The sequence below is a fragment of the Mucilaginibacter sp. UR6-1 genome, assembly GCF_020880975.1.
In the GTDB taxonomy this organism is placed as follows: Bacteria; Bacteroidota; Bacteroidia; order Sphingobacteriales; family Sphingobacteriaceae; genus Mucilaginibacter.
In genome coordinates this window covers 766,431-789,345 of record NZ_JAJIWP010000002.1, presented here as the reverse complement: position 1 = coordinate 789,345, position 22,915 = coordinate 766,431, and the positions used below count along the sequence as shown (strand labels likewise).

The following is a 22,915-nucleotide window of genomic DNA, read 5'->3' as shown; positions in this document are numbered from 1 at the left end:
GTGTGTTATCTTAATATCTAAACTTCATAGATATGTAGGGGTACCAGCCTTCGTCAGAATGCCCGGCGACTAACTGTACCACTGCCATACGTGCCGGTGCAAAATAAATGCCACCGCCATTGCCAATATGCCATTTGTCGCTTTGTTCGCCTTTTTCCCAAACCCTGCCAACATCAAAAAAACCGGTTATGCCAAATTGCCCCGGTAATATGTAACTGGCAAAATCGCCAAGTTTAATACGCAGTTCCAGGTTATTATAGGCACTGTGCTGACCGGCAAACCTGTATTGACGGAAACCCTGCAGGTTTTGTATGCCGCCCAGAAACAATGATTGATAGAATGCCGTTTTGCCAATGGTTACACCACCGCCAACCCTATCGGCAAGTACTATTGAACCACTTGAGTTAAGGCTTTTATAAAAGGCCACCTCGGGCAGTATTTGTATGTACGATTTTGAGTAGCTGTTTAACCCTGCATATCCCTCCACTTTTATGTTAACTACGTTGCCCCATGTTGGTAGTATCGGGTTGTTGCGCTTATCACTTATAAAGTTGAACACCACGCCTGCATGTAATTTATCCTTATCAACCGTAGCGCTATCGTACGAACCGATAAGCGGCGTATTGTTGATAAACCTGCCTGCATTATCATCCTTATCAAGATGATAGTACTGGAATGACGGACCAATGCTTACCGATGTACCCGGCGAGGTTCGCCACCTCAGCGCCGGATCTATCTCGACCGTATTAAACCGGGTGCGATAATAACGCTTCCAGTTGCCAACACGGTCAAAATCAGTTTCGTTACCGCGGCCAAAAAAGTTGGCCGTATTATCAGGAGCTTGTATTAACGTTTGCAAAGTTATATCGGCTTTTCCAATTGCTTCCATCCACTCTGCATTATATTTTATGCGGAAGGCTTTTGTTGCAAATGAATGACTGACCAGCACCTGATGCGAATCATTATAAGGCGCCTTGCGGAAACCTTCCTGGTGTATATACTTGAAACCCAAACCAAATATCAAACCATCATCAGCATTTAAAGCACCTGTTGCCAATGGTATAAGCCGGTTGTAAAGTTCAATCGGTACAAAGGCCGTGTTGGCGCTATCAGCCCTTAAATGTTTTTTAAAGCGGGTGCTATCACCTTTAAAGGTAATGTTGTTGCCCTTGTTATACAGCGGGATGCTTTTGGTGGTATTGGCTATTTCATAAACCTTATCGCCCTTTTTGCCAATAACACGCAGTTTTATAGGTGATGTTTTGTTATTGATAACAACATGGTCGTCGCCATCCTCAACATAAAGCCTTATCTCTTTGGTAATATCGCGGCTAAAGGTGTTGTTCATCAGCAAATCTTCCGCTTTGCCATCCTTGTTTATTTTTTTGATGACCACTTTCAATGACCGTGCCGTATCGCCGGTTATTTCAACCAGTTCGTTTTTATCGGTGGTGCGTATATCAACTATCTTGTTAACAAACCTGTAATACTTGGCCATGGCGGCAGGGATGTTATTGCGGCGCTCTTTAAGTTTGGCCAGCAGCTCCTTGTGGCGAATGGCGTAAATTTCGGCAGGCAATCTTTTCAAACCGGCTTCAAGCACCTCATCACTTTCGGCCGATACAAACTCGGTGGCCATATTCATCCAATCCTGGTAGCTAAAGTTAGCCTGCGGATACATATTTAAAAACCTCGATTTAAATATAGACCATTTTACGCTTGGTATATCGCCATCAAAACCCTGCAAAGTGGGCACTACCCACGGCAAACCCGCAATACCCGGAAACAAGCCCTGGTTTACATACAAAGCCTGGTCGCGGTCGCGCGGAACGGCGGTATAAACGGTATTGTCGCCCTGCTTCTTTTCGGCCCAGCGCCATTGATCTTCATGGCGGTCCCAGTCGCCCACCAGCAAATCAAGCATACGGGCGCGCACAAATTCGCGGGCATCAAACTTATTATCGTTATCCTTATTAAGTGCTTTGATGGTTTTTACAGTATTTTTTGAATCGCCAATAGGTTCGCGTTCCTCCAGCAAGCACACCATGTTGTTGAATATGGCACCATACTTACCCAAATTTGCATCAGGCGATACCACCCCGATGATCGGGTTTGAATGAGGCACTCTTGCAGCATCAGCCATTGGCGGTATAATTAATGCCGAGTATGGGTGCTGGGCGCTCATGGCATCGTTCACCCAATCCTTGGCAAAGGTTTCCTGCAATTCGCCGGGAAGTACCTTTTCAGGGCTTTTCTCTACACTGCGCAATACCCACTCCTTACCGCTCTTATCAACTAAACGCAATGATTTTGACTGGTAGCCGCCGCCCAATTGTGTAGGCTTTAACCCTCCATGTATTTGCGACAGGCGGATAACCGGTAGCTTAGTTGGCTGCGCCCATTCTTTACGGTAGTTCTCGCCGAAAAAGAAACGGTGCATACTGCCGCCCTTGTTATATTCAGGCCTTACGGCAATAATGGTACTATCAACAGTAATGGGTTTTGGTACTGAATCGCGGTAATTTACGGCAACATATGGCTGCGTGTAGGTAAAAGCCTGTTTTACTACACCAGCGGTAAAAATGTAGTAAGTAAATACGATGCTCTTGTCCTGCATCATATCGGCAGTAACATAGCCCTGGGTAGCATCGGCAAAAAGCGAATACTTGCCCTTTTTGGCATAGGTACGCTTTGCACCGGCGCCGCTTACTACCTGCACCATGTTTTTGTTTTTAATGAATTGCAAGCCATGATCGTGCCCTGCCACATGGATGAGGTCGGGATAGCCATTGAAAACACCATCTATACCCTTTATCATATTCTTATAAAGCGGGTGGCCGGTATCTTCAGGGTTAGTGAACAGCGTACGCAGTAATGGATATAGTGAGCCGATAACCGGCAGCGGGATATATAAATTCTTTTTGGCGGCTGTAAGCGGGAATATGTGGTCTTTTAACGAGAAGTAGCCGCCATGCGTACCATAAGTTTTAAAGGGATGATGCGATGCCAGCAATATCATTTTCCCTTTATTTTTTTCAAACAGTTGCTGCATCCGTGCTATAACATCCTGGCGGTTATTGCAATCGCACTCCGCATCCGGGTTATCCTTGTTATATTGAAACAACCACCATTCACTGTCAAACGCGATGATGGTTAGGCTATCGGTAAGGTTTATCTCCACCGGGTCGGGGCAGCCATCCCGCGGAACAAGTTTGAGTAAACTATCCTGCTGTGCATCCAAAAATGCCCATTGCTGTTTTATTTTGGCAAGGCCCAATGGGCCCATGCGGTCCCAATCATGATTACCGGGTACAAAGTATACCGGCACACCCTTAGCCCTGAAAGGTTGGTACTGCGATTTAAGTATATCTTCGGTTTGTTTTTGCTCGGGGCTGCCGGGCAGGCCCATACCACGGGGATAAATATTATCGCCAAGGTACATCACCATACTTTTGCCGGGTATGGTTTGCGCGGTGGCATGTGCAAGCACTGCACCCTGCTGGGTGTCCATTTCGCCGGCGTCACCAATAAAAATGACCCGGTAACTTACCGGGCCTTTTTGCGCAATGGCGTTATGTATGCTAAAAATCAGTATTAATAATAGGGTAAGTTTATTGCGCATAGGGCTTTGGTGTGGTGTAGTAGCGTTTAAATAATTTTCGGTTAAGCCAATGGCTTGCATAACCCGCTCCTATCCCTAACGCCGCGCCGCCCAATACATCTGAGGGGTAATGTTTACCTAAATACATGCGTGAGTACCCTACTGATGCCGCCCAAGCATAGGCAGGCACCGTAACGTACCACTTTTTATATTGTAATGACATGGTTGTTGCCGTTGCAAAAGCCATACTTGTATGGCCTGACGGCATTGACATATCAGTTGTTGGCGATACCGGAAAAATCATGTTCGGGTATCTATCGCCGGGGCGCGTGCGGTTAAATGATCGCTTCATCAAATCAGTAGCCAGCATGTTAGCCCCCAGGCTTATAAACAGATCAACCGAGCTGTGCTTGGCCTTTTCATCGCCGCTTATTAATCCATAAATAAGCGAACCTGCCGGCACTGCCGCGCTTGCCCAATAAACCGAGTTACTGGTATTTATCCAGTACTGTGATGTTGGCCTGTCGGGGTTGATCTTGTTCAGCAATTTGGCATCCCATCCCTGGGCATAAACCGGTTTGCAAAAGCTTACAACAGCAGCAAAAATAAACAGCAAAAAACACTTAACCACTATACGCATACGCTAATTTACTTAAAATATACAAATTACCTGTTATACACATATTTAAGCAGCGTACCGCTGCCTTTACCACCTTCGTTTGAAATATATAAGTTGCCCTGCCTGTCAAAAGCGATGCCTTCAGGCTGCGGGAAAAGTGATCGGTTGAGCGGATAAACGTCCTTTACTTTCCAATTACTATCGGCAACTACTATCATTTTGTTGATGGATGATAGTATGTACCACTCATTGGTAAGCGGGTTTCTGGTAAGTGCCGAAGGCATGAACTTTTCCTTCTTCTTTTTCTTTTTCTCTCCGGAAATGGCCGCTATCTCCCCGGTTGATATGCTAAACTCACCTGCCTGTTTTACGTTATTACCGGCCAAAAGGTTGAATTTATACCCGGCAGTAATATTCATTTTTTTGTCAGCTTTACTATTTTTGGTGATGATGTAGATGGTGCCTGTTTTTTCATCGGCATACATGCCCTCATATTCGCCCTTAGGCAGTATATTGTTGATGGTTTTAACCGATGTAACCTTGCCTGCCTTAACCTGTGCTAATGGAAAGATGAACAATACGCCATCGCTGCGCAGCATAATTACCTGCTCACGGCAAATGGCAATGTCTTCATAGTCGCCCGGGCCTGCAAATTGGGTTGATGCTACATCCTTAGCGCCGGGCTTAAAAAAGTATACCTTGCCGCTTTCATCCTCCTGCGCGTAAACCACTGCCGCGTCGCCTTTGTAAAAGGTATGGCCTGATATTTCGGTAAGACTGGCAGGCATCACAAATTTTTGTGGTTTTGACAGATCGTATCCCGGTGGATTTTTCGCCGCTTCCTTTTTTTGCATGCACGAAAAGCTGATGAACACCAGCGAAAGCACCAATACAAATACCGACTGAAATTTAAACTCCTTATATAATTGCTTCATATTTATTATTCTTCAAAAAACTATAAATGGCCTGTTGCGATTGTATCGCCTCGCCCTGCTTTTCAACCGGCCTGTTGCTCATAGCCTGATCAATGTAAACCGCCTGAACATTATCCTGTAATTGCAGATCGATCAAATGCAATATCTGCGCTTTAATGCCGGCATCATAAACCGGGAAACACACCTCTATACGGCGGTAAATATTCCTGTTCATCCAATCAGCCGAGCCCATGTAAATTTCCTTCTCTCCTGCATTCTCAAATATAAATATTCGCCCATGCTCCAGGTAGCGGTCAACAATGCGGCGCACAATGATATTTTCGCTCATACCTTCAACACCGGGCACTATGCAGCATATCCCCCTAACAATCAACTGTATCTTCACGCCTGCGCGTGAGGCATCATATAACTTGCTGATGAGCACCTTCTCTTCCAGGTTATTCATCTTGATAATGACGGATGCGGGCAATCTCTGCCGCGCATTCGCTATCTCCAGGTCAATAAGTTCCAAAAAACGCCTCTGCAGGTTAAACTGCGATACCAGCAATTCGCTGAATGGTATCAGGTCCGGCGAGGATGGTTTTTGCCTTTTGGTAAGGAACAATAGCAGCAACTCCATTTCGCGTGTTAGCGCCGGGTTGCTTGTCATTAAAATATGGTCAGTATAAAATGATGCCGTGCTCTCGTTAAAGTTGCCCGTTGCCAATAAGCCTGTATATTTTATCCTGTCGCCTTGCCTGCGTTTTACCAGCGCTACCTTAGCGTGTACCTTTAGCGCCGTTATGCTGTAAATAATACGTACACCGGCGTCCTTCATTTTGCGGGCCCACTTAATGTTGTTGGCCTCATCAAACCGTGCTTTCAGCTCGATCATTACGGTTACCTTTTTACCGTTTTTAGCCGCGCTGATGAGCGCGTTCACAATTTTTGATTCGCGGGCCACGCGGTAAAGCGTTATGTATACCTCCTCCACATCGGGATGTGTAGCCGCCTCATTAAAAAAACGTAAAATGCTATGGTATGATTGATATGGTACGTTCAATAAAACGTCGCGCCTGTCAAGATATTGTAATAAGGTAACATCCTGCGGCACCTGTGGCCAGGCAACTGCCGGCCAGCGGCTATAGCTTAGCCCGGTATTTTTTACAGGGAAGTCGGCAAAATCCTTTAAATTATGATACCTGCCGCCTTCTACACTCACGGCGTTAGCCAGGCCAAGCTGTTCTGTAGTTAAATTTAGGCTATGCATGGGTATACCCGGCTCAAATAAAAAGCGGGTGGCCAAACCCTGGTCGCGCTTGTTCAGTTGCTTTTCAACCTGCTCGGCAACATCGCTGGTATATTCATCCTTCAGGTCCAGCTCGGCATCGCGGGTTATTTTAAAGCTGTAGCAGCCCATAACCGTTTTGCCCGGAAAAAGCAGATCGAGATTGAGCCGCATAATATCATCCAGAAAAAACACCGCCGTTTCATTATCCATTTCGATGGTGTAAAAGCGGGGTACCTTGTCCGAAGGGATATTAACAATAGCCGTTTCGGCCTTCTTACCGCCCGCATCAAGCGTAACCAAAAAATAAAGCTGGTTATTTTGCGGAAAAAAGTTTATATCATTTACACCCACATACACAGGCTGTAAAAACCCGAGCACGTCACTGTAAAAATAAGCGGTGAGCAAGTGCTTATACTTATCAGGCACAGCCTCGTTATAAAACAGGTGAATATTATTCTCCTTCAGTTCGGGGATGATATGCGACAACAATGTTTTACCAAAAAGCTGCTGCTGCGCCAATATGGTATCGCGCGCCTGCTGCAAGTTAGCGGTATCAGCCCCATCACCATCACTGGTAATTTTTTGAAAGGCCGCCAATACCGGCATCCGCACGCGGTAAAATTCATCCAAATTTGATGAGAAGATGGACAGGAACTTGATGCGTTCCAGCAGCGGTACCTCGGTTTTTGTGGCCTCGGCCAGCACACGCCCGTTAAACGAGAGCCAGCTCAGGTCACGGTCATTAAACAGATTATTAATCTCCATTAAGTATTGACGCGATGATGTAAGCTAAAACCGATACAATCAACCCGAACATGAATATGTTGTATGATATACGCAGCAAACGGTATTTTTTACCCAGCACTACGCCCTGCGAAAAGTTATCGCGAATGAGGTTGCCATACAAAAACTCCTTATCCTCCATTAACTGGAACATACCGGCGCTATACTCGTCTAATGACATTCGGTAAAAATTACCGAAGAAAAGCAGGTTAACATCCTTATTTTTCAGGTTATCCAGCGTAAAGCGGCCATCGGGTATTGAAGGGCGCGTGGCCAATATTGAAAAGGTAATGGTAAGCAAGCTCACAGAGATAAGCATAACGGTAGGTATAAGCCATGTACTATCCTGATCCAGCTTGCGCAGCACCAAACTGATGATGGCCGAAAGAATGATGGAGTTAACCGTTATCATGATATGGGCCTTATTATCGGCCATATCGCTCAACCGCTGATGGTTGGTTGAGCTTATCCTGAACATGGTTTCGATACCACGCTCGGGCCTGTCCTTTTTCTTTTTCTCCGGCTCGTCATCGGCTTTGGTAGTTTCGGCCTGCTTATCAAAAACCACTACATCCTGCTGTTTGGCATCACTTTTATCCTGTTTTTCTTTCAGATCGGCAAGGTTTCTGGCTTTTTGATCGTCAAGCAACAAGCGGGCGTAATCAGTAAAGTAATGATGGCTTTCCATCAGTTCAATGGTTTTTTTACGCCAGTCGGCCTTGTTTATATCCTTTTTGCAGAACAGCAGCATTTCCTCACGCAATTGGCGGCTGGTTTTGCGCTGATCGGCCGTACCCAGGTGGAAAAGATCGGCATCGCACATAATTTCTTCCAGCAATCCATTCGGGCTTTGCGGCATTTTGGTAGCCATTATTACCCCTTGAATTTTGGCGATAACCGCCGGATCAACACCCTTATGTTTCAGATGATCGGTAGCGGCTTCGGCACTGCTTTGCTCATGCCTGGAGGCATCTATCATGTAGCCCATGTCATGAAACCAGGCAGCGGCTATCACTATAAAGTAGTCTTCATCATTAAGCTGATAGTGGTTGGATATCTGCATGGCGGCCGCCACCACGTTTTTAGTATGGTTAAGATTATGGTATACCAGATCGGGATTATTGTGGGCATGAAAAAATTTGATAACATGCTCCTTTACCTCGTCCAGCAATTGCTTGTAGTTCATGTGTGTGTTTGGTGAATATGATATAAATATCGCTTATTAGTGTGTTTATGCAAAATAAGGACGGCCTATTAACGCTTATTAAATTACTTTATTCTATCAGATGACATTTATAGGATATAATTGAGCTTATCATCAGCGTAAATGCACAGGTTAATTACCCCGCTATTTAAAACAATCTTAACAATTTATTTATTTAATAGCTATCCAAATTCAACAGTTAGCCGTTGCAACAGTTATTGATATGTTTTTTTATACCCCCTATAAACTTGCAAAAACATTTACGGTTTTTTGCGCACTCACTTTTTTCGCATTTGCTTTTAGCCACCCCGTTTATGCACAAAAAGCTACTGATGCCGAAAAGATCATAGCCGATACGCTTGAGTTTAAATCATCATTGAACCGGCAGCCTCGAAAAAAGAATTTTTTACGCGCCGGCGGCGAACTGCTGCTTGCCGAAGCCATACCATTCAGCTACAGCAAATTCATATCAAAGGCGCCATATGCCAATGTTACCTGGAGTTCCATAAAACATAACCTTAACCCCGGCAGTTGGGCATGGGATAAGGATATTTTTAAAACCAACCAATTCGGGCACCCTTATCATGGCAGTTTATATTTTAACGCGTTTCGCTCAAACGGCTACAACTTTACACAATCGGCACTGGCAACCGCGGCGGGCAGCTACCTTTGGGAAACCTTTGGCGAGAACGAAGCCCCCTCACCTAATGATTTTGTGAACACTACATTTGGCGGCGTGGTTTTAGGGGAGATGACGCACCGCCTGGCTAACCGCATTGTAAACAACAGGGCAACAGGTTTTAAGCGGCAAATGAACGAGGTGATAGGCTTTATTGTAAACCCCATGAACGGCCTTAACCGCATAATAGACGGCAAATGGGGCAAGGTTAGCCGTAATGCCGCAGGGTTTGACTCTACCAAAATTAGTGTAGAGCTTGACCTTGGCGCACGCCGGTTTAACCCTAACAGCTATGCCCTGCCCGGTGCTAAGGGCAAATTTGGCTGGTTTGCCCGGGCGAGGTTTATTTATGGTAACCCGTATGATGATTACAGCACGCCTTTCAGTAACATTATTATCAATGTTGAACTGGGGCAGGATGACAGCTCAAAAGTAAATATGATCAATGTTTATGGTTCCCTTGCCGGTTGGGAACTGCGCAACAGCGAGAAGATGAAGCACCTGGCCATCCTATCAGCCAATTACGATTACATTGAGAATGAGGCCTTTTTTTATGGCGGGCAAAGCGTAAAAATGAACCTTTTTTCGGAGTATCAACTGCTTGATAACGTAAAACTAAACACCGCATTCAGTGCAGGGCCTGTAATACTGGCCGCTGTGCCAAACACGTATGTTTATAACGAGCGTAATTATGATTATACCTCCGGCGCGAGTGTTGGGGCAAGCGGCAGTGTTAATATTAACAACCGCTTTTTTTACGGCCTTGATTACCGCGGGGCGTGGCTCACTACCGTTAACGGTAATAACTCGCATTACTTTTTGCATACACTTACCACCGAGTTCAGGTACCGGGTTGTAAAAAACTTTTCGGTAGTGGCCGAGCCGGGCTATTTTATTTTAGAGGGCAAGTATGATGAGCACCCGGATGTGAATAAAAAGTATCCGTATCTGCGGCTATCGGCACGTTACGCGTTTGATCTGTAGGCACCCCTCCTAAATCCTCCCTGTGGGGGATGACTTTGACTAACTGCTTTATAAAATTGTCATTTCGTACGTGGTACAAGGAGAAATCTGTCTATATTAATAACAAAGCGACAGATTCCTCCTATCGTTCGGAATGACAAGAAAAACTGTTGCAATAACGCTTACTCTAACTACTAAACTGCAACAACCTTCGCTGTTCTACGCTTTAATATCAGCGCGGCTATCAGTGAAATGATGAGCCCTACGGGCATGATCTCCATATAAGTGAACAACACTACAAATACCGGATTTTTATACATCTCACTCATGCTGTCCATTTGGGCTGTCTGCTCTTTCAACTCCGCGGCCGATAAGCCGCTTTCTTTAGCCTGCTGCAGGACGTGCGCGGTATACTTATCCATAAAATCGGGCATAAAGTTGTAAAAGTATATCAGCCACACCAGTACATAAATGGTTGATGCCACAAGGGTAATAAAAAGCCCTACCCTGAATGCTTTGCCAAATGAAATGATACCTGCGTTATTTTTATCACGATAGTTTTTTATAGCTACAAAAATGAATGAGAAGGCAATGATCATGGAGCTGTAGCCCACTACCTCGCTGCCTTCAAAATCGAGCGTGTTATAGCATGATGTAGCTGAATAAACCATCATCGCGCTTACAATAATGCCGGCAATGATCCCGAAAGTAATTACATATTTTTTCATGTGTTATAAAGTTTTGTGGCTGTAAAAGTGGTTATCCCGGCGTTGTTAACGCTCATACTTTAGGGTGATTTTGCTTATAAACGCTTTACATCATACTAAATAATGAGCTTTTATGGTACAAGCCCCAGCTTGCGTGCCTTATCAACCGCCTGGGTGCGCCTGCCTGCTTCCAGCTTCTCCAATATTTTTGAGGTATGGGTTTTAATGGTATTTAATGATACAAATAAACGGTCGGCAATTTGCTGGTTGCTTAAACCTTGCGCCATCAGTTGCAACACATCTAACTCCCGGGTGCTAAGGCCCGTGGTTTGCAGCGCATCCGCATTAAATGTAAATTCAGCGTGGTTATCAACAAAAACCTGCTTTTCAACTACTACGGTTTTTACTTTTGGGGCGGTAAGTTTTACAGCCAGCCATATACCCAGTGCAGTAAATATAATAGCAATGCTGCCTGCATATATTTCAAACGAGTGGTTAACCATTATCAATCGCAGTTCAAGCCATTTAAGCAAAAATAGCAGCAAGGCTAATAAAAGCCCGTACAGCAAAGTTGATCGGTATTTGAGCCAGAAGGCGGTGGTCATGTCATCAAAAATAAAACATTTTGCCGCCTGTGCTACTTATCATTTACATAAACCAAAAAGATAATGAACAGAGTTACTGGAATTATATTGATAGTTATAGGCGCAGCCATGCTGATATGGACGGGCTTTACCTATACCAAAAAGGAAAAGGTAATAGATGCCGGCCCTATACAGGTATCGGCAGATAAGGAGAAAACCGTAAGTTGGCCGCCTTACCTCGGGGGCGTGTTGCTAATAGGCGGGATAGTTATTGTAGCCACATCAAAAAAGTGATGTATAAACATACTTAACTAATAAAGGCACCTTTTACCAGGTGCCTTTATTAGTTAACGGCGATAATTAATCTAAACCGCCACGACGGGTTGGGGATGTTTGTTCAGGCCATTTAACCTGTTCGCCGGTGCGTGGGTTAACTGGCATTACGCTTTTCTCGTTTGATGTTTTAGCCGGATCCTCGCTGGCCAGGTAAGCCAATATGGCGGCCAGCATGGCGTTGTTGCGCAAATCGTCAAATACTATTTTATCATACGTATCACGATTGGTGTGCCAGGTATAATTGCCGTACGACCAACTGTTTGAGCTCAATGAAAATGCCGGTGCACCTGCCGCTACAAACGAGGCAAAATCAGACCCGCCACGACCAGGCGCGCCGGGGAATGAGGTTTCTATTTGCGTGCGGATGCTATCAGGTACCTTGCTCAGCCAGCGGCCCAGGTAGTCATAAGCATTCAGAAAACCCTGGCCGCTAAGGTTAACCACACGGCCGGTACCGTTATCCTGGTTAAATACAGCCTGTATATTTTTTACTATTTCTGGATGATCCTCCACAAAAGCCCTTGAGCCGTTCAACCCCTGCTCCTCGCTGCCCCAGTGGCCTACCAGTATGGTACGTTTTGGGTTTGGATATATCTTTTTCAGGATACGCATGGCCTCCATCATGGTAAGCGTGCCGGTACCATTGTCAGTTGCGCCGGTGCCACCATCCCATGAGTCAAAGTGGGCTGACAGGATTACGTACTCGTTAGGTTTTTCGCTGCCTTTAATTTCGGCAATAGTGTTAAAGGTTGGCACTACACCGTTTTCTTTTGATTCGGTTTGTACGCGGATCTTTGGTTTATGTCCTGATTCGATCAGGCGGTACAACAGGCCATAATCTTCAAGGGCTACATCAATGGTTGGTACTTTTTTAGTGTAAGCGCCAAATATTTTATCAACCCCAAAGCCTGCCGACCAGTTGTTGATCACTACGCCTGCCGCGCCTGCTTTTTCGAGCGCCACAGGAAGGGTGCGGCCGTTATAACCCGTTTTGCTTATGCGGGCAGCCCAGGCTGTTGTTTGCGCAGTACGCTCCTTTTTCATTTTTTCAAATGATTCGGGCGTGGCAAATTCCTTCCAGTTATAATCGGGCCGGCCGGTTGGCTGCATCATTGATATTAGTACAAATTTACCTTTAACCGCGGGCAGCCATTTTTTAAAGGCTACCGAGTCGGCCACATCAGGGATGATGATAAGTTCGGCAGTTACGCTCTTTTTCATGCCGGGGCTCCAGGCTAACTGCGTAGCTTCAAGGGTGTGCACCCGCGGCGATATCATATCAATGTGCGATATGCCGCGCTCCCAGCCGCGCCACTCGCCCCACTTTTCATTACGGGCGGCAATGCCCCAGCCTTTATATTTTTCGACAGCCCAGTTATTGGCCTGCTGCATTTGCGGTGTGCCTACCAGGCGGGGGCCTACTACATCAAGCAACTCGTGGGCAAGGTTTTTTAGCTGTGAGTTTTCATTAGCTTCTTTAACAATGTTATCTACAACGGCATCTTTGGTTTGCGCATAAGCGTCGTAGTTGCACATTGCGCCCGAGATAAACAATGCGGCCATAAGGGTTTTGGCCGGTTTTGAATAAAGGTCAGTTAGTTTCATGCTGTTAATTTATAAAGATTTAAAATCACACCAATGATGCAACAGGTATTTTACCAAAAAAAATGCCCTCCGTTGCCGGAGAGCATCACATTAAAACCGCTATAAAGAACGGGTACCTAAGTTTATAAAGATGGTTTTGTATGTTTTAGATGTTATGCCGATTTATAAAACTTTTTGAAACAACGGCTACATTTATAATGACGCATGTTATCAGAAAATAAAATCTTTACTATTTTACTTCGTGGTATACGGTCGCACTGATCATTATTACAACGCGGGCACGTAACAACAGCTCTGGATTTAGGGGTAGCAACCATGCTTGTTAAGTTTTGCTCGTCAATTAAAAAATTCATTTAGCTAATAGTTTAAATACACTCAAATGTGGGTGTTTTGAGTTTAACAAAACGGACATTTAGCTTAACAGAACTGCCAAACAAGCCCTGAATAAAACTGCCATAAAAACATAACCCGCATTAAATCAAGCAATAAGGAAACAGACACGTATTGCATTACAGCAACTCGTTTACATCACGCCCGTAATGTGCTTTAAAAAGTTTTGAAAAATAAGCAGGTGTATCAAACCCCGCGGCGTACGAGATTTCGGCTATGGTACGATACTTACCACTATCAATAGCCTCACGTGCTATTTGTAAACGTATAGCCCTTATATACTTATTTGGAGTGAGGCCGGTTATGGCCTTTATACGCCTGTTCAGTTGCCGTTCGCTTATGTTAAGCTCATAGCTCAGCATAGCAATGTTAAGGTCGGTTTTGCCTACATAGCGGCGCACTAACGCTTCAAGTTCTGCCAACCATACCAGGTCTGCCGGTGATGATGCAGCCTGTTCGCCTGTATCATCATCATCAAAACCTTCATCCTGAACCATTACACTTTCAACGGCTCTGTTTGACACGTTATTGAGCAGATTAGCTACCCTGGCAAGTAATTCACTGCTTAAAAATGGCTTGGTAATATAATCGTCTACCCCTATGGTTAAAGCTTTCAGTTTGTTTTGCGCATCGGCAAGCGCGGTAAGCATCACCACTGGTATGCGGTAATAAGCATCGTGCTTTTTAAGATGTTCAAGCAAGGCGAAACCATCCATCAATGGCATCATCACGTCAGACACGATCAGATCAGGCGGTTGCGGCATGGCTTCAAGCTTATCAAGCGCTTCAACACCATTATTTACGGTTACCACATGATAATTAGGTTTAAGTATGCTGGCAATATAATGGGCCATTTCAGTATGATCCTCAACCACCATCACCGTAAATGTGCCCGGTAACTGTGCCGCGGCCTCATCATTATCGGTATCATCGCCATCATCAGCCCTGTCGGGTACTTCATCAAGTACAGTTAAAGGTAGATTTACTTTAAAAACTACACCGCGCCCCCAGTCGTTCTCAATTTCAATATTACCGCCAAGCAGTTCAGTAAATTCTCGCGATATGGCTAAACCAATACCTGTACCGCCTTCGGCAGTGGCTTTACTACCCTGGTAATAACGGTCAAAAATATGTTTCAGATCATCAGGATGAATACCTGTGCCGGTATTGGCAACAGTAAATTCAAGGCGCCCGGCTTTAGCTTTGGCATTAACGTATATGGCACCATATGCCGGTGTAAATTTTACCGCGTTGGATATCAGGTTATTTATGATCTTTTCAAGCTTTTCACGATCAACCTCTACAATCAGCTTATCATCAATATTACAAATAATGGAGTAACGTATCTGCCGGTGCTCCGCCGCCGAAGCAAAGCCCTGGTAAAGCACCCTGATAAAAGGCAGCAAATGCACCTTTTGTAAACGTACGGGCAGGTTGCCTGCTTCTATCTTACCAAGGTCAAGTAACTCATTTACCATACCCAGCAGCTTTTTGCTGTTGCGCCATACTGTTTCCAGATGCACATTTCGCTTCTCTTCACTCAATATTTTTTGATTGACCAGTACATCAAGCGGCCCCATAATAAGCGTAAGCGGTGTTCGCAACTCATGGCTGATGTTGGCAAAAAAACTGGTTTTCATGGCATCAAGGCGCGCCAGTTGCTGATGTTCTTTAGCGAGTAGATTTGCTTCGCGCTGCCGTTTAAAATAATACCAGCGGTACATGATCACAAAACCGATAATAACAAGCACCACGATAATAACACTAAAGTTACGTTGCTGCGTGGCCAGTTTTGATTTAGCTTCTTCAAGTAGCAGGCGCTTATCAAGCTTGTACTTTTCGTTAAGCTCGGCCGCGGCATTTGTAAGGCCCAGGCTGGTAATGGTATCGCTCAGGTTACGGTAAAGCTTAAAATATTTAAATGCCTGTTTGTAATCATTCAATCCCTCGTACGAGTCGCTCAGCCTGTTATAAATATTACGCTGCATAATGCGACTGGTTTGCGCGTCAGACTGTATGACCAGTGCCCTTTGCGAAAATTCGATACTTTCGCGGTAGCGGCCCTGATCATTGCGCAGGGTAGCCAGCTCATTAAGCGCGTGTTTTTCAATAGCCGGAAAATCCTCCCGATGGCATATATCAACAGCCTCAAGTAATACTTTACCGGCCTTATCAAACCTCTTCTGCATTTCATAAAGTCGGCCAAGGTTGCTTAAATATCGTGCCCTTTCAAAAATGGTAAGCTTTTGCACATATGGCTCTTTAAGTATCAGCTCCATATACTCAACCGCCCTGGCTATATTATAAGTTGTTTGAAAAGCATGCTGCGAGTAAACGTTTGACAGTGTACTAAGCGCGATGATATACATAGCGGTATCCTTGGCGGCCTTCATATCAGCGGCAGCCTGCTGCGCATGGTTCAATGCCTGCGAAGGCCTATCCATTGAACGGTAAATATCAGCTATACAAATATGGCAATCGGCACTTAAGCGTTTCCATTTTTTAGCCTCAGCTACCTTTAAAGCCCTAAAGGCCGTCTGTAATCCTTCCAGCTCTTTACTATGCCTGCCCAGCATATAGGCTATCATGGTTGCCGATTTGATATATACAAATGAATCACGGGGGGAAACAAGGCGATTAGCCTGGCGCGCCAGTTCAAGCGCTTTAAGCTCATCGCCATTCATGTAAAGTCTGTACGATTTTGCATAGAGCGCGCGACCCTCATAAGAGCGATCCTTACGCTGCCTGCCTAACGCTATGTGCGCATCAGCATAGGCCATTGCCGAAGCCGGATCTTTAATGGTTTTAACTGTTTTTACGAGCGTATCAACAGGAGTTTGAGCAATAGCATCAGCATCAATAACAACCAGCAGGGTTATTAATGCAACAACAATTAATAAGGGGTAAAAAAAATTGCGCACAACTATAAGTGCTACTAAAATACAAATTAACCATGCATATTATTATAAATCTGTCGTTAAAAACAAACTTTCATTTAAATATTGGTAATTTAACATCAAGTTAATAGATATTATTCAAGATTTCAGCATACTTATAATAGCCGTGAAATGTTTAGTAGGTTTGTAGCCTATAAATATTGAGTATGACGATAAGCATTTTAGGTTGCGGCTGGTATGGCCTTGCTTTAGCAAAATCATTAGTTGAGGCAGGTCACCTCGTAAAAGGATCAACCACCACTGCCGAAAAGCTACCTGTTTTACAACAATACGGCATAGCACCTTTTATTATTGACTTGGGTACTGCCCTATCAAATTACGATCCTGCTTTTTTTGAGTGCGATGTTATATGGATAGCCATTCCCCCTAAAGTAAGAAGCGGTGGCGATTATCATACAAAAATTCAACAGGCGGTTAACCTTATCGGCAACAGCCCGGTAAAGCATGTTATATACATTAGTTCAACCGGGGTATATGGTGATAACAACCAAAAGGTAACTGAACTTGACCCGCCCAATCCTACAACTGAATCAGGCAAGGCTTTACTTGCGGTAGAAGATCTGCTTAAAGCGCAAAACGGGTTTGATATGACCGTCGTCCGCTTCGGCGGTTTATTTGGCCCAAACCGCGAGGCCGGTAGGTTTTTTACCGGTAAAAAGGATATCCCCAACGGCCAGGCACCTGTAAACATGATACATTTGGATGATTGCCTGGGCATCAGCCATGCCATTTTACAAAAGCAGGCATTCGGGCATACGTTTAATGCGTGCTCGCCCCAACACCCGCACAAAGCTGAATTTTATACAAAGGCCGCCCAAACGGCAAATTTAGCTGTACCTGAATTTATAGATGAACTAAAGGAGTGGAAACAGATTGACAGTGTTAACATCTCTAAATTGCTGCATTACACTTTTACTCATAACCTCATATAAAACAAAAAGCGGGCTTTCGCCCGCTTTCCTTCTCACTAAACATAATCAATCTACCACATCAAATCAACCTTGCACTTTACCAGCTTGTTCGGCTCTCTTCTTCTGCATCTTATACACCTTATCGGCCTTTAGCTGGTTATATTTTTTAAGCTGATCAGCATTTAACACACCGGTTATTTGCTTATCAGTGTTTTGCATTATCTGTTTTACAGCCTTGCGGTCATGGCGTTTTTTATCGCCATCAGCATTTGCTGCCTTTATACTATCCACACGGGTAGCCTGGGTTAACAATATAGCATGTATCCTGGTCGACTGTTCCTGAGTAAGACTCAGTTCAGTTTGCATTTTTTTGCTCAGCATTTCCGCTTTTTGCTGCGGTGTTTTATGTGGCTTAACCTCTGTTTGCGCATTTGCCGCTAAACCTATCCCAGCAACAAAAGCTATCATCAGCATTAATTTTTTCATTGTATTCTATCGTTGTTTTGTATAGGTATGACTGTGTTCAATAGTGATAGTTTAATCCGTAATTACTAATGGACGCAGAATGACAAATTGCAGACAAAAAAAGCCGGCTTGTTAAAACCGGCTCTTCATTTCATTATCTGTAATAATTATATCCCTTCGGTACCAGGCTCGTGGCCTATCATGCGGCCAGTGGTACGGCCATGAGGGCGGGCCTCAAAATCGGCCTTTGCAGGGCCTTCGGACGGGAACTCTTTATGATTAGGTGGCGTTACGTCAGTTTGTTCACTGTACGATGCATCATTACCTTCCTGTGGTTCGCTATATTCGCGGCTTGGTGTATAGCCCGATCCTTCGTTATCTGATTCGCCTTCCTCAGGTATTTCATTCGGGTCAGGGTCTACTGATTCCGGGGCCAGGTGAGCCTCAAAGTCCTTATCCTCATCCAAGCCATTACCTTCGTTTTCATCATATTCACGATCAAAAGCGGCATCGTTGCTTAGCGTATTGGTATACCCGGAGGTTGTACTTTCATCCTCTTCGTCATATAAAGGGTCGGTAGCAGCTACCTCATCATCTTCAATACTGGTATCTAATTCATCATCTTCAAGTTCGGTATCCAATTCTTCCTCATACAAAAGTTCATCCTCTTCATCCAGATCATCCTCATCCGGATCAACAGCATTGTCTGAAGCGGTATAGTTTTGACCGGCATAGCCAGTTTCATTTTGCTTTAGCTGATCGTTGCGATCATCCCAAGCCATCTCATTTATTGTTGTCATAGGTTATCAATTTTAATTTCTAATTAACAAACCTATACGAACGGCCAATTGTTTTCTTTTATTCAGAAAATCAATTGGCCGTTTAAATATATTCTGTTAAGAATTGTTGATAACGATCACAGCAGCCTGTCAGGCTTTCACCAGGCAAACATCTTTAAGTTTAGCCACTGTAAAATCAACCTCCTCCTTATTGCTATATTTTGAGAAAGAAAACCTTACCGACGCGCGAGAAGGGTTTGCGCCGATAGCGGTTAATACATGCGAACCAATATCAGTACCGGAACTGCAGGCGCTGCCGCCCGAAGCCGAAATACCCGCTATATCAAGATTAAACAACAACATATCGGCCATATCCATTTCAGGGAATGATACGTTGAGCACCGTGTACAAACTTTTTCCGGGGTCAGTTTCACCGTTAAAACTTACGCCCGGTATCTCCGCCTTTAATTGCTCAAGCATATAGCTTTTAAGGCCTTGTATATGTGCCTGATGCGCTTCCATATCGGCATAGGCCATATCAAGCGCTTTGGCTAAACCGGCAATACCATACACATTTTCGGTGCCGCCGCGCATATTGCGCTCCTGCGAACCGCCGTGTATCATCGGTTTTATTTTGATACGATGATTGATATGTAAAAAGCCTACCCCTTTTGGCCCGTGCAGCTTGTGGGCGGCACATACCAAAAAGTGCACTTTAAGCTTGCTCAGATCATGCGGGAAATGCCCCATGGTTTGCACCGTATCGCTATGAAATAAGGCATTATACTGCTCACATAGCTCGCCCACACGCTCAATATCAGTAAGTGTACCTATCTCGTTATTGGCATGCATCAATGATACAAAGCTGCGCTCATTATCCTGCAACAGTTTTTCAAGATGGGCGTAATCAACATTGCCTTTATGGTCGGTATCTACAAAGCTTAGTTTTATAACACCTGCCTTTTCCATCGCCTCAAGCGTATGCAGCACGGCATGGTGTTCTAAGCGACTTGTAATGGCGTGTTTTAAACCATGGTCAACAATGCCGCATTTAATGGCCATGTTATCCGCCTCGGTACCGCCGCTGGTAAAAAATATTTCGGCGGGTGATGTATGCAGTAAATTGGCAATGGTTTTACGTGAACGCTCAATAAGCGTACGTGCCTCGCGGCCATGCGCATGTATTGATGATGGATTACCAAACTGGCTTTCCATTACCTTATACATTTCCTTTAATACTTCCGGGTCAAGCGGCGTAGTGGCCGCGTTATCAAAATAAACACGCATTATATTGATCAGTTATGTGTGGGCAGATCGCTCCGCTCACGGTTGTTTACGTCCTATATATTAACGGTAAATATACCGTGCAAAGCCTTTATTATATACCCAGAATCGCTTTCATATCAGCAATGAGCTTTTCGGCCAAAGCAGTTGCTGCTGCCTCGCTTGATGACTCCGAATAGATCCTGATGATCGGCTCCGTGTTCGACCGGCGCAAATGTACCCATTCTTTACCGAATTCTATCTTTAATCCGTCTATTGTGCTGTAAGGCTGATCCTTGTATTTTTCTTCTACCTGCCTGAGCAAGCCGTCAATATCCATACCCGCCTGCAGCTCGATCTTGTTCTTCGAGATGTAGTATTCCGGGTAGGTTTTTCTGAGCTGGGAGATGGTTTTCTTCTCCTTTGCCAAGTGCGTCAGGAACAAGGCGATGCCTACCAGCGCGTCCCTGCCGTAGTGAAGCTCCGGATAAATGATACCGCCGTTACCTTCCCCGCCAATGATGGCATTTGTTTCCTTCATCTTGTTCACCACGTTTACCTCACCTACCGCGGCGGCGGTGTAGTTGCCTTGGTTTGCTTCGGTTACATCTCTTAGCGCTCTTGTGGATGACAGGTTGGATACCGTATTGCCCGGGGTATGTTTCAGGATGTAATCGGCTACCGCTACTAAAGTATATTCCTCGCCGAACATGCTGCCATCTTCGTTTACAAAGCATAGCCGGTCTACATCAGGGTCTACCACAATGCCCAGGTCAGCTTTGTTTTCCTTTACCGTTTCGGCTATCGCGGTCAGGTTCTCAGGCAGCGGCTCAGGGTTATGGGGGAAGTGGCCGTTGGGTTCGGTATACAGCTCGTAAATGGTTTGTACGCCTAATGCTTTTAATAGTGCCGGTACATAGATGCCGCCGGTGGAGTTTACACAGTCTATCGCTATTTTAAAGTTCGCTTGTTTTACCGCTTCCTGATCCACCAGTGGCAGGTTCAGTATCAGATCGATATGTTTTTGCAGGTAAGTGTCGTCCTGGATTACTTTGCCCAGGCTGTCTACATCGGCGTAGCTAAAGTCACTGGCTTCGGCTATGTCCAGTACTTCTTTGCCATCTGCATCGCTGATGAACTCGCCTTTTTCGTTCAGCAGTTTCAGGGCGTTCCATTGTTTGGGGTTATGGCTGGCGGTCAGGATGATGCCGCCTGCGGCTTTTTCCAGTGGTACGGCTATTTCTACCGTGGGTGTGGTGCTCAGGCCGAGGTCGATCACATCTATGCCCAGGCCTTGCAGGGTGCCGGTTACCAGGCTGCTTACCATTTCGCCCGAGATGCGGGCATCCCGGCCGATGACGATCTTGTTAATGCCTGCCTTTTTTACCGCCCAGCTACCATAGGCAGAGGTGAATTTTACAATGTCAAGCGGCGTTAAGCCCTCACCGGCTGCGCCGCCGATGCTGCCGCGGATGCCGCTTATTGATTTGATTAGTGTCAATGCAAATAAAGTTTGCGGCAAAAGTAGTTATATTCCAGAGATATAACATGACTCTATAAAAAACAGCTTTTAAGGAGTAAAAATGCATATTTTACTTTTTAGAAATATCCACTTTTGTCCCCTTACTGAGTATTTTATCCCTATTGCTAAGCTAAGAACATCAAACAATTAGTGGCTTATCACGCATTCAATATTATTTAATTTCAAATTTCATGCGTTAATAATCAATCTTATCAAGTATGCATTTATTAAAGTGACTTGAATGATAAATAAAAAATAGGCGAACCTTATCAAAAGAAATGTTTGTTTTTAACGTATTAATTAAATGCTAATGTTAAAGGCATTTGATAATTTTGCACGTATTGATTATAATTTAAAATAGCAATAACTTGCCCAACAGGTGTTAAATGCATTGATTTTACCGAAGATTTTTTCCAGTCGTGTTGTAGCTCTCGAGCATTTGGATATGATTCTGATAACAACTGCTCGACTTCTTCGCTGGACATTGAACTTTCCTCCCAGAGAGACCTAAATACTTGAATGTTTGGAGATATCAATTCATTCAATTGTTCCGTTAAATCACTGTCTGTTAACGTTCCAATTTGTATTAAACTTGGATCTCTTAAGCATTTAATTAACAAATTCTCGAACACATGAATATCTGGGATCCTTGATTTAAGTTGATCAAGGCTAAATCCCTTAGAAAAAAGTCCTTTATACCTCAATAAATGAAGTTCTGCTACCGATTTATAAGAATTTCCCTCTGCCAGTAGAATGCAACAACCACAAAATTGCAAATGACTTATATTTGCTTGTTTGAATATTTCGCCTGAATAAAAGATTAATAGTCGTTGTCTGAAATATTCATCTAACAGAGGAACGTTATTTATATTGTTATAGGTTATTGACGAGATCAAGTATATTAGCGTTGAGAGATTACGCTGTTGCGAGGTTAATTTTGAAATAGACAATAAAGCCTCATCATAAACGATTTTTTCTAAACTACTTTCGTCAGCCTTGATTCGCTCTACTAATAACTTAACCAAATGACTTTCCAACTCTATATCCCCGCTTTTTGCATACTCTTTTTGAGCATTAAATATTGAAGATTGAACGGCTGGTTCTTGAAACTTTTCAGCTAAGCTGGCATTTTCTTCAAACGTTTTTCTAACAAATTTTTCGGTAAATTCTTCATTTCTTTGTTGCGCAATTTCCACAGCTTTCTTAACGAACGTTTCAATATTGGCGTTGAATACATCTAAAGCTACCGCCTTTGTTGATTGATAATCAAGACCGTTTATTACTACGTCACGACCAGCCTGAATATTTTCAGAATTTTCGCCAGCTTCTAACCGCATAGTCA

Annotated in this window: 17 protein-coding genes; 3 read left to right on the top strand and 14 right to left on the bottom strand. The window is 44.3% G+C overall.

Going from position 1 to position 22,915, the window contains the following annotated elements:
- Positions 1-10 precede the first annotated feature (10 nt).
- The 5 genes from LJ707_RS08845 to LJ707_RS08825 are packed head-to-tail and all read right to left on the bottom strand — an operon-like array spanning position 11 to position 8,394.
- On the bottom strand, positions 11-3,622 hold the full coding sequence (locus tag LJ707_RS08845) for a BamA/TamA family outer membrane protein (RefSeq protein WP_228950445.1): 3,612 nt from the start codon (positions 3,620-3,622) through the stop codon (positions 11-13).
- Positions 3,612-4,241, bottom strand: coding sequence for a phosphatase PAP2 family protein (locus tag LJ707_RS08840; protein WP_228950444.1), 630 nt, complete (start codon positions 4,239-4,241; stop codon positions 3,612-3,614). Before LJ707_RS08840 ends, LJ707_RS08845 begins: the two co-directional genes overlap by 11 nt.
- A gap of 26 nt (positions 4,242-4,267) precedes the next feature.
- Entirely contained in the window at positions 4,268-5,155 is an 888-nt protein-coding gene (locus LJ707_RS08835; RefSeq protein WP_228950443.1) for an SdiA-regulated domain-containing protein, read from the bottom strand.
- Positions 5,139-7,190 (bottom strand): polyphosphate kinase 1, encoded by a 2,052-nt coding sequence (gene ppk1, locus LJ707_RS08830; protein ID WP_228950442.1) that lies wholly within the window; start codon positions 7,188-7,190, stop codon positions 5,139-5,141. Before ppk1 ends, LJ707_RS08835 begins: the two co-directional genes overlap by 17 nt.
- On the bottom strand, positions 7,180-8,394 hold the full coding sequence (locus tag LJ707_RS08825) for a Pycsar system effector family protein (RefSeq protein ID WP_228950441.1): 1,215 nt from the start codon (positions 8,392-8,394) through the stop codon (positions 7,180-7,182). Before LJ707_RS08825 ends, ppk1 begins: the two co-directional genes overlap by 11 nt.
- Before the next feature lie 241 nt (positions 8,395-8,635).
- Here LJ707_RS08825 and LJ707_RS08820 point away from each other — a divergent pair, with 241 nt between their 5' ends.
- Positions 8,636-10,075 carry a DUF3943 domain-containing protein gene (locus LJ707_RS08820; protein WP_228950440.1) on the top strand — a complete coding sequence of 480 codons (1,440 nt, stop codon included), beginning with the start codon at positions 8,636-8,638 and terminating at the stop codon, positions 10,073-10,075.
- 173 nt (positions 10,076-10,248) lie between these two features.
- Here LJ707_RS08820 and LJ707_RS08815 read toward each other — a convergent pair whose 3' ends face one another.
- Together LJ707_RS08815 and LJ707_RS08810 are read right to left on the bottom strand one after the other, a co-directional pair.
- Entirely contained in the window at positions 10,249-10,782 is a 534-nt protein-coding gene (locus LJ707_RS08815; RefSeq protein ID WP_228950439.1) for a DUF4199 domain-containing protein, read from the bottom strand.
- A 110-nt stretch (positions 10,783-10,892) separates the two neighbouring features.
- Positions 10,893-11,366: a response regulator transcription factor gene (locus LJ707_RS08810; RefSeq protein ID WP_228950438.1), complete on the bottom strand. Its 474-nt coding sequence runs from the start codon at positions 11,364-11,366 to the stop codon at positions 10,893-10,895.
- Between the two features lie 63 nt (positions 11,367-11,429).
- On the opposite strand from LJ707_RS08810, the gene LJ707_RS08805 reads away from it, so the two are divergent.
- Positions 11,430-11,639: a hypothetical protein gene (locus LJ707_RS08805; protein ID WP_228950437.1), complete on the top strand. Its 210-nt coding sequence runs from the start codon at positions 11,430-11,432 to the stop codon at positions 11,637-11,639.
- Between the two features lie 66 nt (positions 11,640-11,705).
- On the opposite strand, the gene LJ707_RS08800 is transcribed toward LJ707_RS08805, so the two are convergent.
- Both LJ707_RS08800 and LJ707_RS20405 read right to left on the bottom strand, forming a co-directional pair.
- On the bottom strand, positions 11,706-13,286 hold the full coding sequence (locus LJ707_RS08800) for a M20/M25/M40 family metallo-hydrolase (RefSeq protein ID WP_228950436.1): 1,581 nt from the start codon (positions 13,284-13,286) through the stop codon (positions 11,706-11,708).
- 509 nt (positions 13,287-13,795) lie between these two features.
- Positions 13,796-16,597 carry an ATP-binding protein gene (locus LJ707_RS20405; RefSeq protein WP_228950435.1) on the bottom strand — a complete coding sequence of 934 codons (2,802 nt, stop codon included), beginning with the start codon at positions 16,595-16,597 and terminating at the stop codon, positions 13,796-13,798.
- Between the two features lie 182 nt (positions 16,598-16,779).
- On the opposite strand from LJ707_RS20405, the gene LJ707_RS08790 reads away from it, so the two are divergent.
- The gene (locus LJ707_RS08790) at positions 16,780-17,565 is read left to right on the top strand and encodes an SDR family oxidoreductase (protein ID WP_228950434.1); all 786 of its coding nucleotides are present in this window, start codon (positions 16,780-16,782) and stop codon (positions 17,563-17,565) included.
- Between the two features lie 63 nt (positions 17,566-17,628).
- Here the strand turns inward: LJ707_RS08790 and LJ707_RS08785 are convergent, their stop codons facing one another.
- The 5 genes from LJ707_RS08785 to LJ707_RS08765 form a co-directional block, all read right to left on the bottom strand.
- Positions 17,629-18,030 (bottom strand): hypothetical protein, encoded by a 402-nt coding sequence (locus LJ707_RS08785; protein ID WP_228950433.1) that lies wholly within the window; start codon positions 18,028-18,030, stop codon positions 17,629-17,631.
- 146 nt (positions 18,031-18,176) lie between these two features.
- Positions 18,177-18,809 (bottom strand): hypothetical protein, encoded by a 633-nt coding sequence (locus tag LJ707_RS08780; protein ID WP_228950432.1) that lies wholly within the window; start codon positions 18,807-18,809, stop codon positions 18,177-18,179.
- A gap of 129 nt (positions 18,810-18,938) precedes the next feature.
- Positions 18,939-20,075: a cysteine desulfurase family protein gene (locus LJ707_RS08775; protein WP_228950431.1), complete on the bottom strand. Its 1,137-nt coding sequence runs from the start codon at positions 20,073-20,075 to the stop codon at positions 18,939-18,941.
- 91 nt (positions 20,076-20,166) lie between these two features.
- Positions 20,167-21,552 (bottom strand): phosphoglucosamine mutase, encoded by a 1,386-nt coding sequence (gene glmM, locus LJ707_RS08770; RefSeq protein ID WP_228950430.1) that lies wholly within the window; start codon positions 21,550-21,552, stop codon positions 20,167-20,169.
- Between the two features lie 317 nt (positions 21,553-21,869).
- A complete protein-coding gene (locus LJ707_RS08765) occupies positions 21,870-22,910 on the bottom strand; it encodes an LPO_1073/Vpar_1526 family protein (protein ID WP_228950429.1) in 1,041 nt (346 codons plus the stop codon).
- Positions 22,911-22,915: the final 5 nt, after the last annotated feature.

What these genes read in the sequence shown, in the direction of transcription:
- LJ707_RS08820 (WP_228950440.1), top strand. Translation starts at nt 8,636, where the DNA reads ATGTTTTTTTATACCCCCTATAAACTTGCAAAAACATTTACGGTTTTT.
- LJ707_RS08845 (WP_228950445.1), bottom strand. Translation starts at nt 3,622, where the DNA reads ATGCGCAATAAACTTACCCTATTATTAATACTGATTTTTAGCATACAT.
- LJ707_RS08810 (WP_228950438.1), bottom strand. Translation starts at nt 11,366, where the DNA reads ATGACCACCGCCTTCTGGCTCAAATACCGATCAACTTTGCTGTACGGG.
- LJ707_RS08840 (WP_228950444.1), bottom strand. Translation starts at nt 4,241, where the DNA reads ATGCGTATAGTGGTTAAGTGTTTTTTGCTGTTTATTTTTGCTGCTGTT.
- ppk1 (WP_228950442.1), bottom strand. Translation starts at nt 7,190, where the DNA reads ATGGAGATTAATAATCTGTTTAATGACCGTGACCTGAGCTGGCTCTCG.
- LJ707_RS08815 (WP_228950439.1), bottom strand. Translation starts at nt 10,782, where the DNA reads ATGAAAAAATATGTAATTACTTTCGGGATCATTGCCGGCATTATTGTA.
- LJ707_RS08800 (WP_228950436.1), bottom strand. Translation starts at nt 13,286, where the DNA reads ATGAAACTAACTGACCTTTATTCAAAACCGGCCAAAACCCTTATGGCC.
- LJ707_RS08775 (WP_228950431.1), bottom strand. Translation starts at nt 20,075, where the DNA reads ATGCGTGTTTATTTTGATAACGCGGCCACTACGCCGCTTGACCCGGAA.
- LJ707_RS08785 (WP_228950433.1), bottom strand. Translation starts at nt 18,030, where the DNA reads ATGAAAAAATTAATGCTGATGATAGCTTTTGTTGCTGGGATAGGTTTA.
- LJ707_RS08805 (WP_228950437.1), top strand. Translation starts at nt 11,430, where the DNA reads ATGAACAGAGTTACTGGAATTATATTGATAGTTATAGGCGCAGCCATG.
- LJ707_RS08790 (WP_228950434.1), top strand. Translation starts at nt 16,780, where the DNA reads ATGACGATAAGCATTTTAGGTTGCGGCTGGTATGGCCTTGCTTTAGCA.
- LJ707_RS08825 (WP_228950441.1), bottom strand. Translation starts at nt 8,394, where the DNA reads ATGAACTACAAGCAATTGCTGGACGAGGTAAAGGAGCATGTTATCAAA.
- LJ707_RS08765 (WP_228950429.1), bottom strand. Translation starts at nt 22,910, where the DNA reads ATGCGGTTAGAAGCTGGCGAAAATTCTGAAAATATTCAGGCTGGTCGT.
- LJ707_RS08780 (WP_228950432.1), bottom strand. Translation starts at nt 18,809, where the DNA reads ATGACAACAATAAATGAGATGGCTTGGGATGATCGCAACGATCAGCTA.
- LJ707_RS08835 (WP_228950443.1), bottom strand. Translation starts at nt 5,155, where the DNA reads ATGAAGCAATTATATAAGGAGTTTAAATTTCAGTCGGTATTTGTATTG.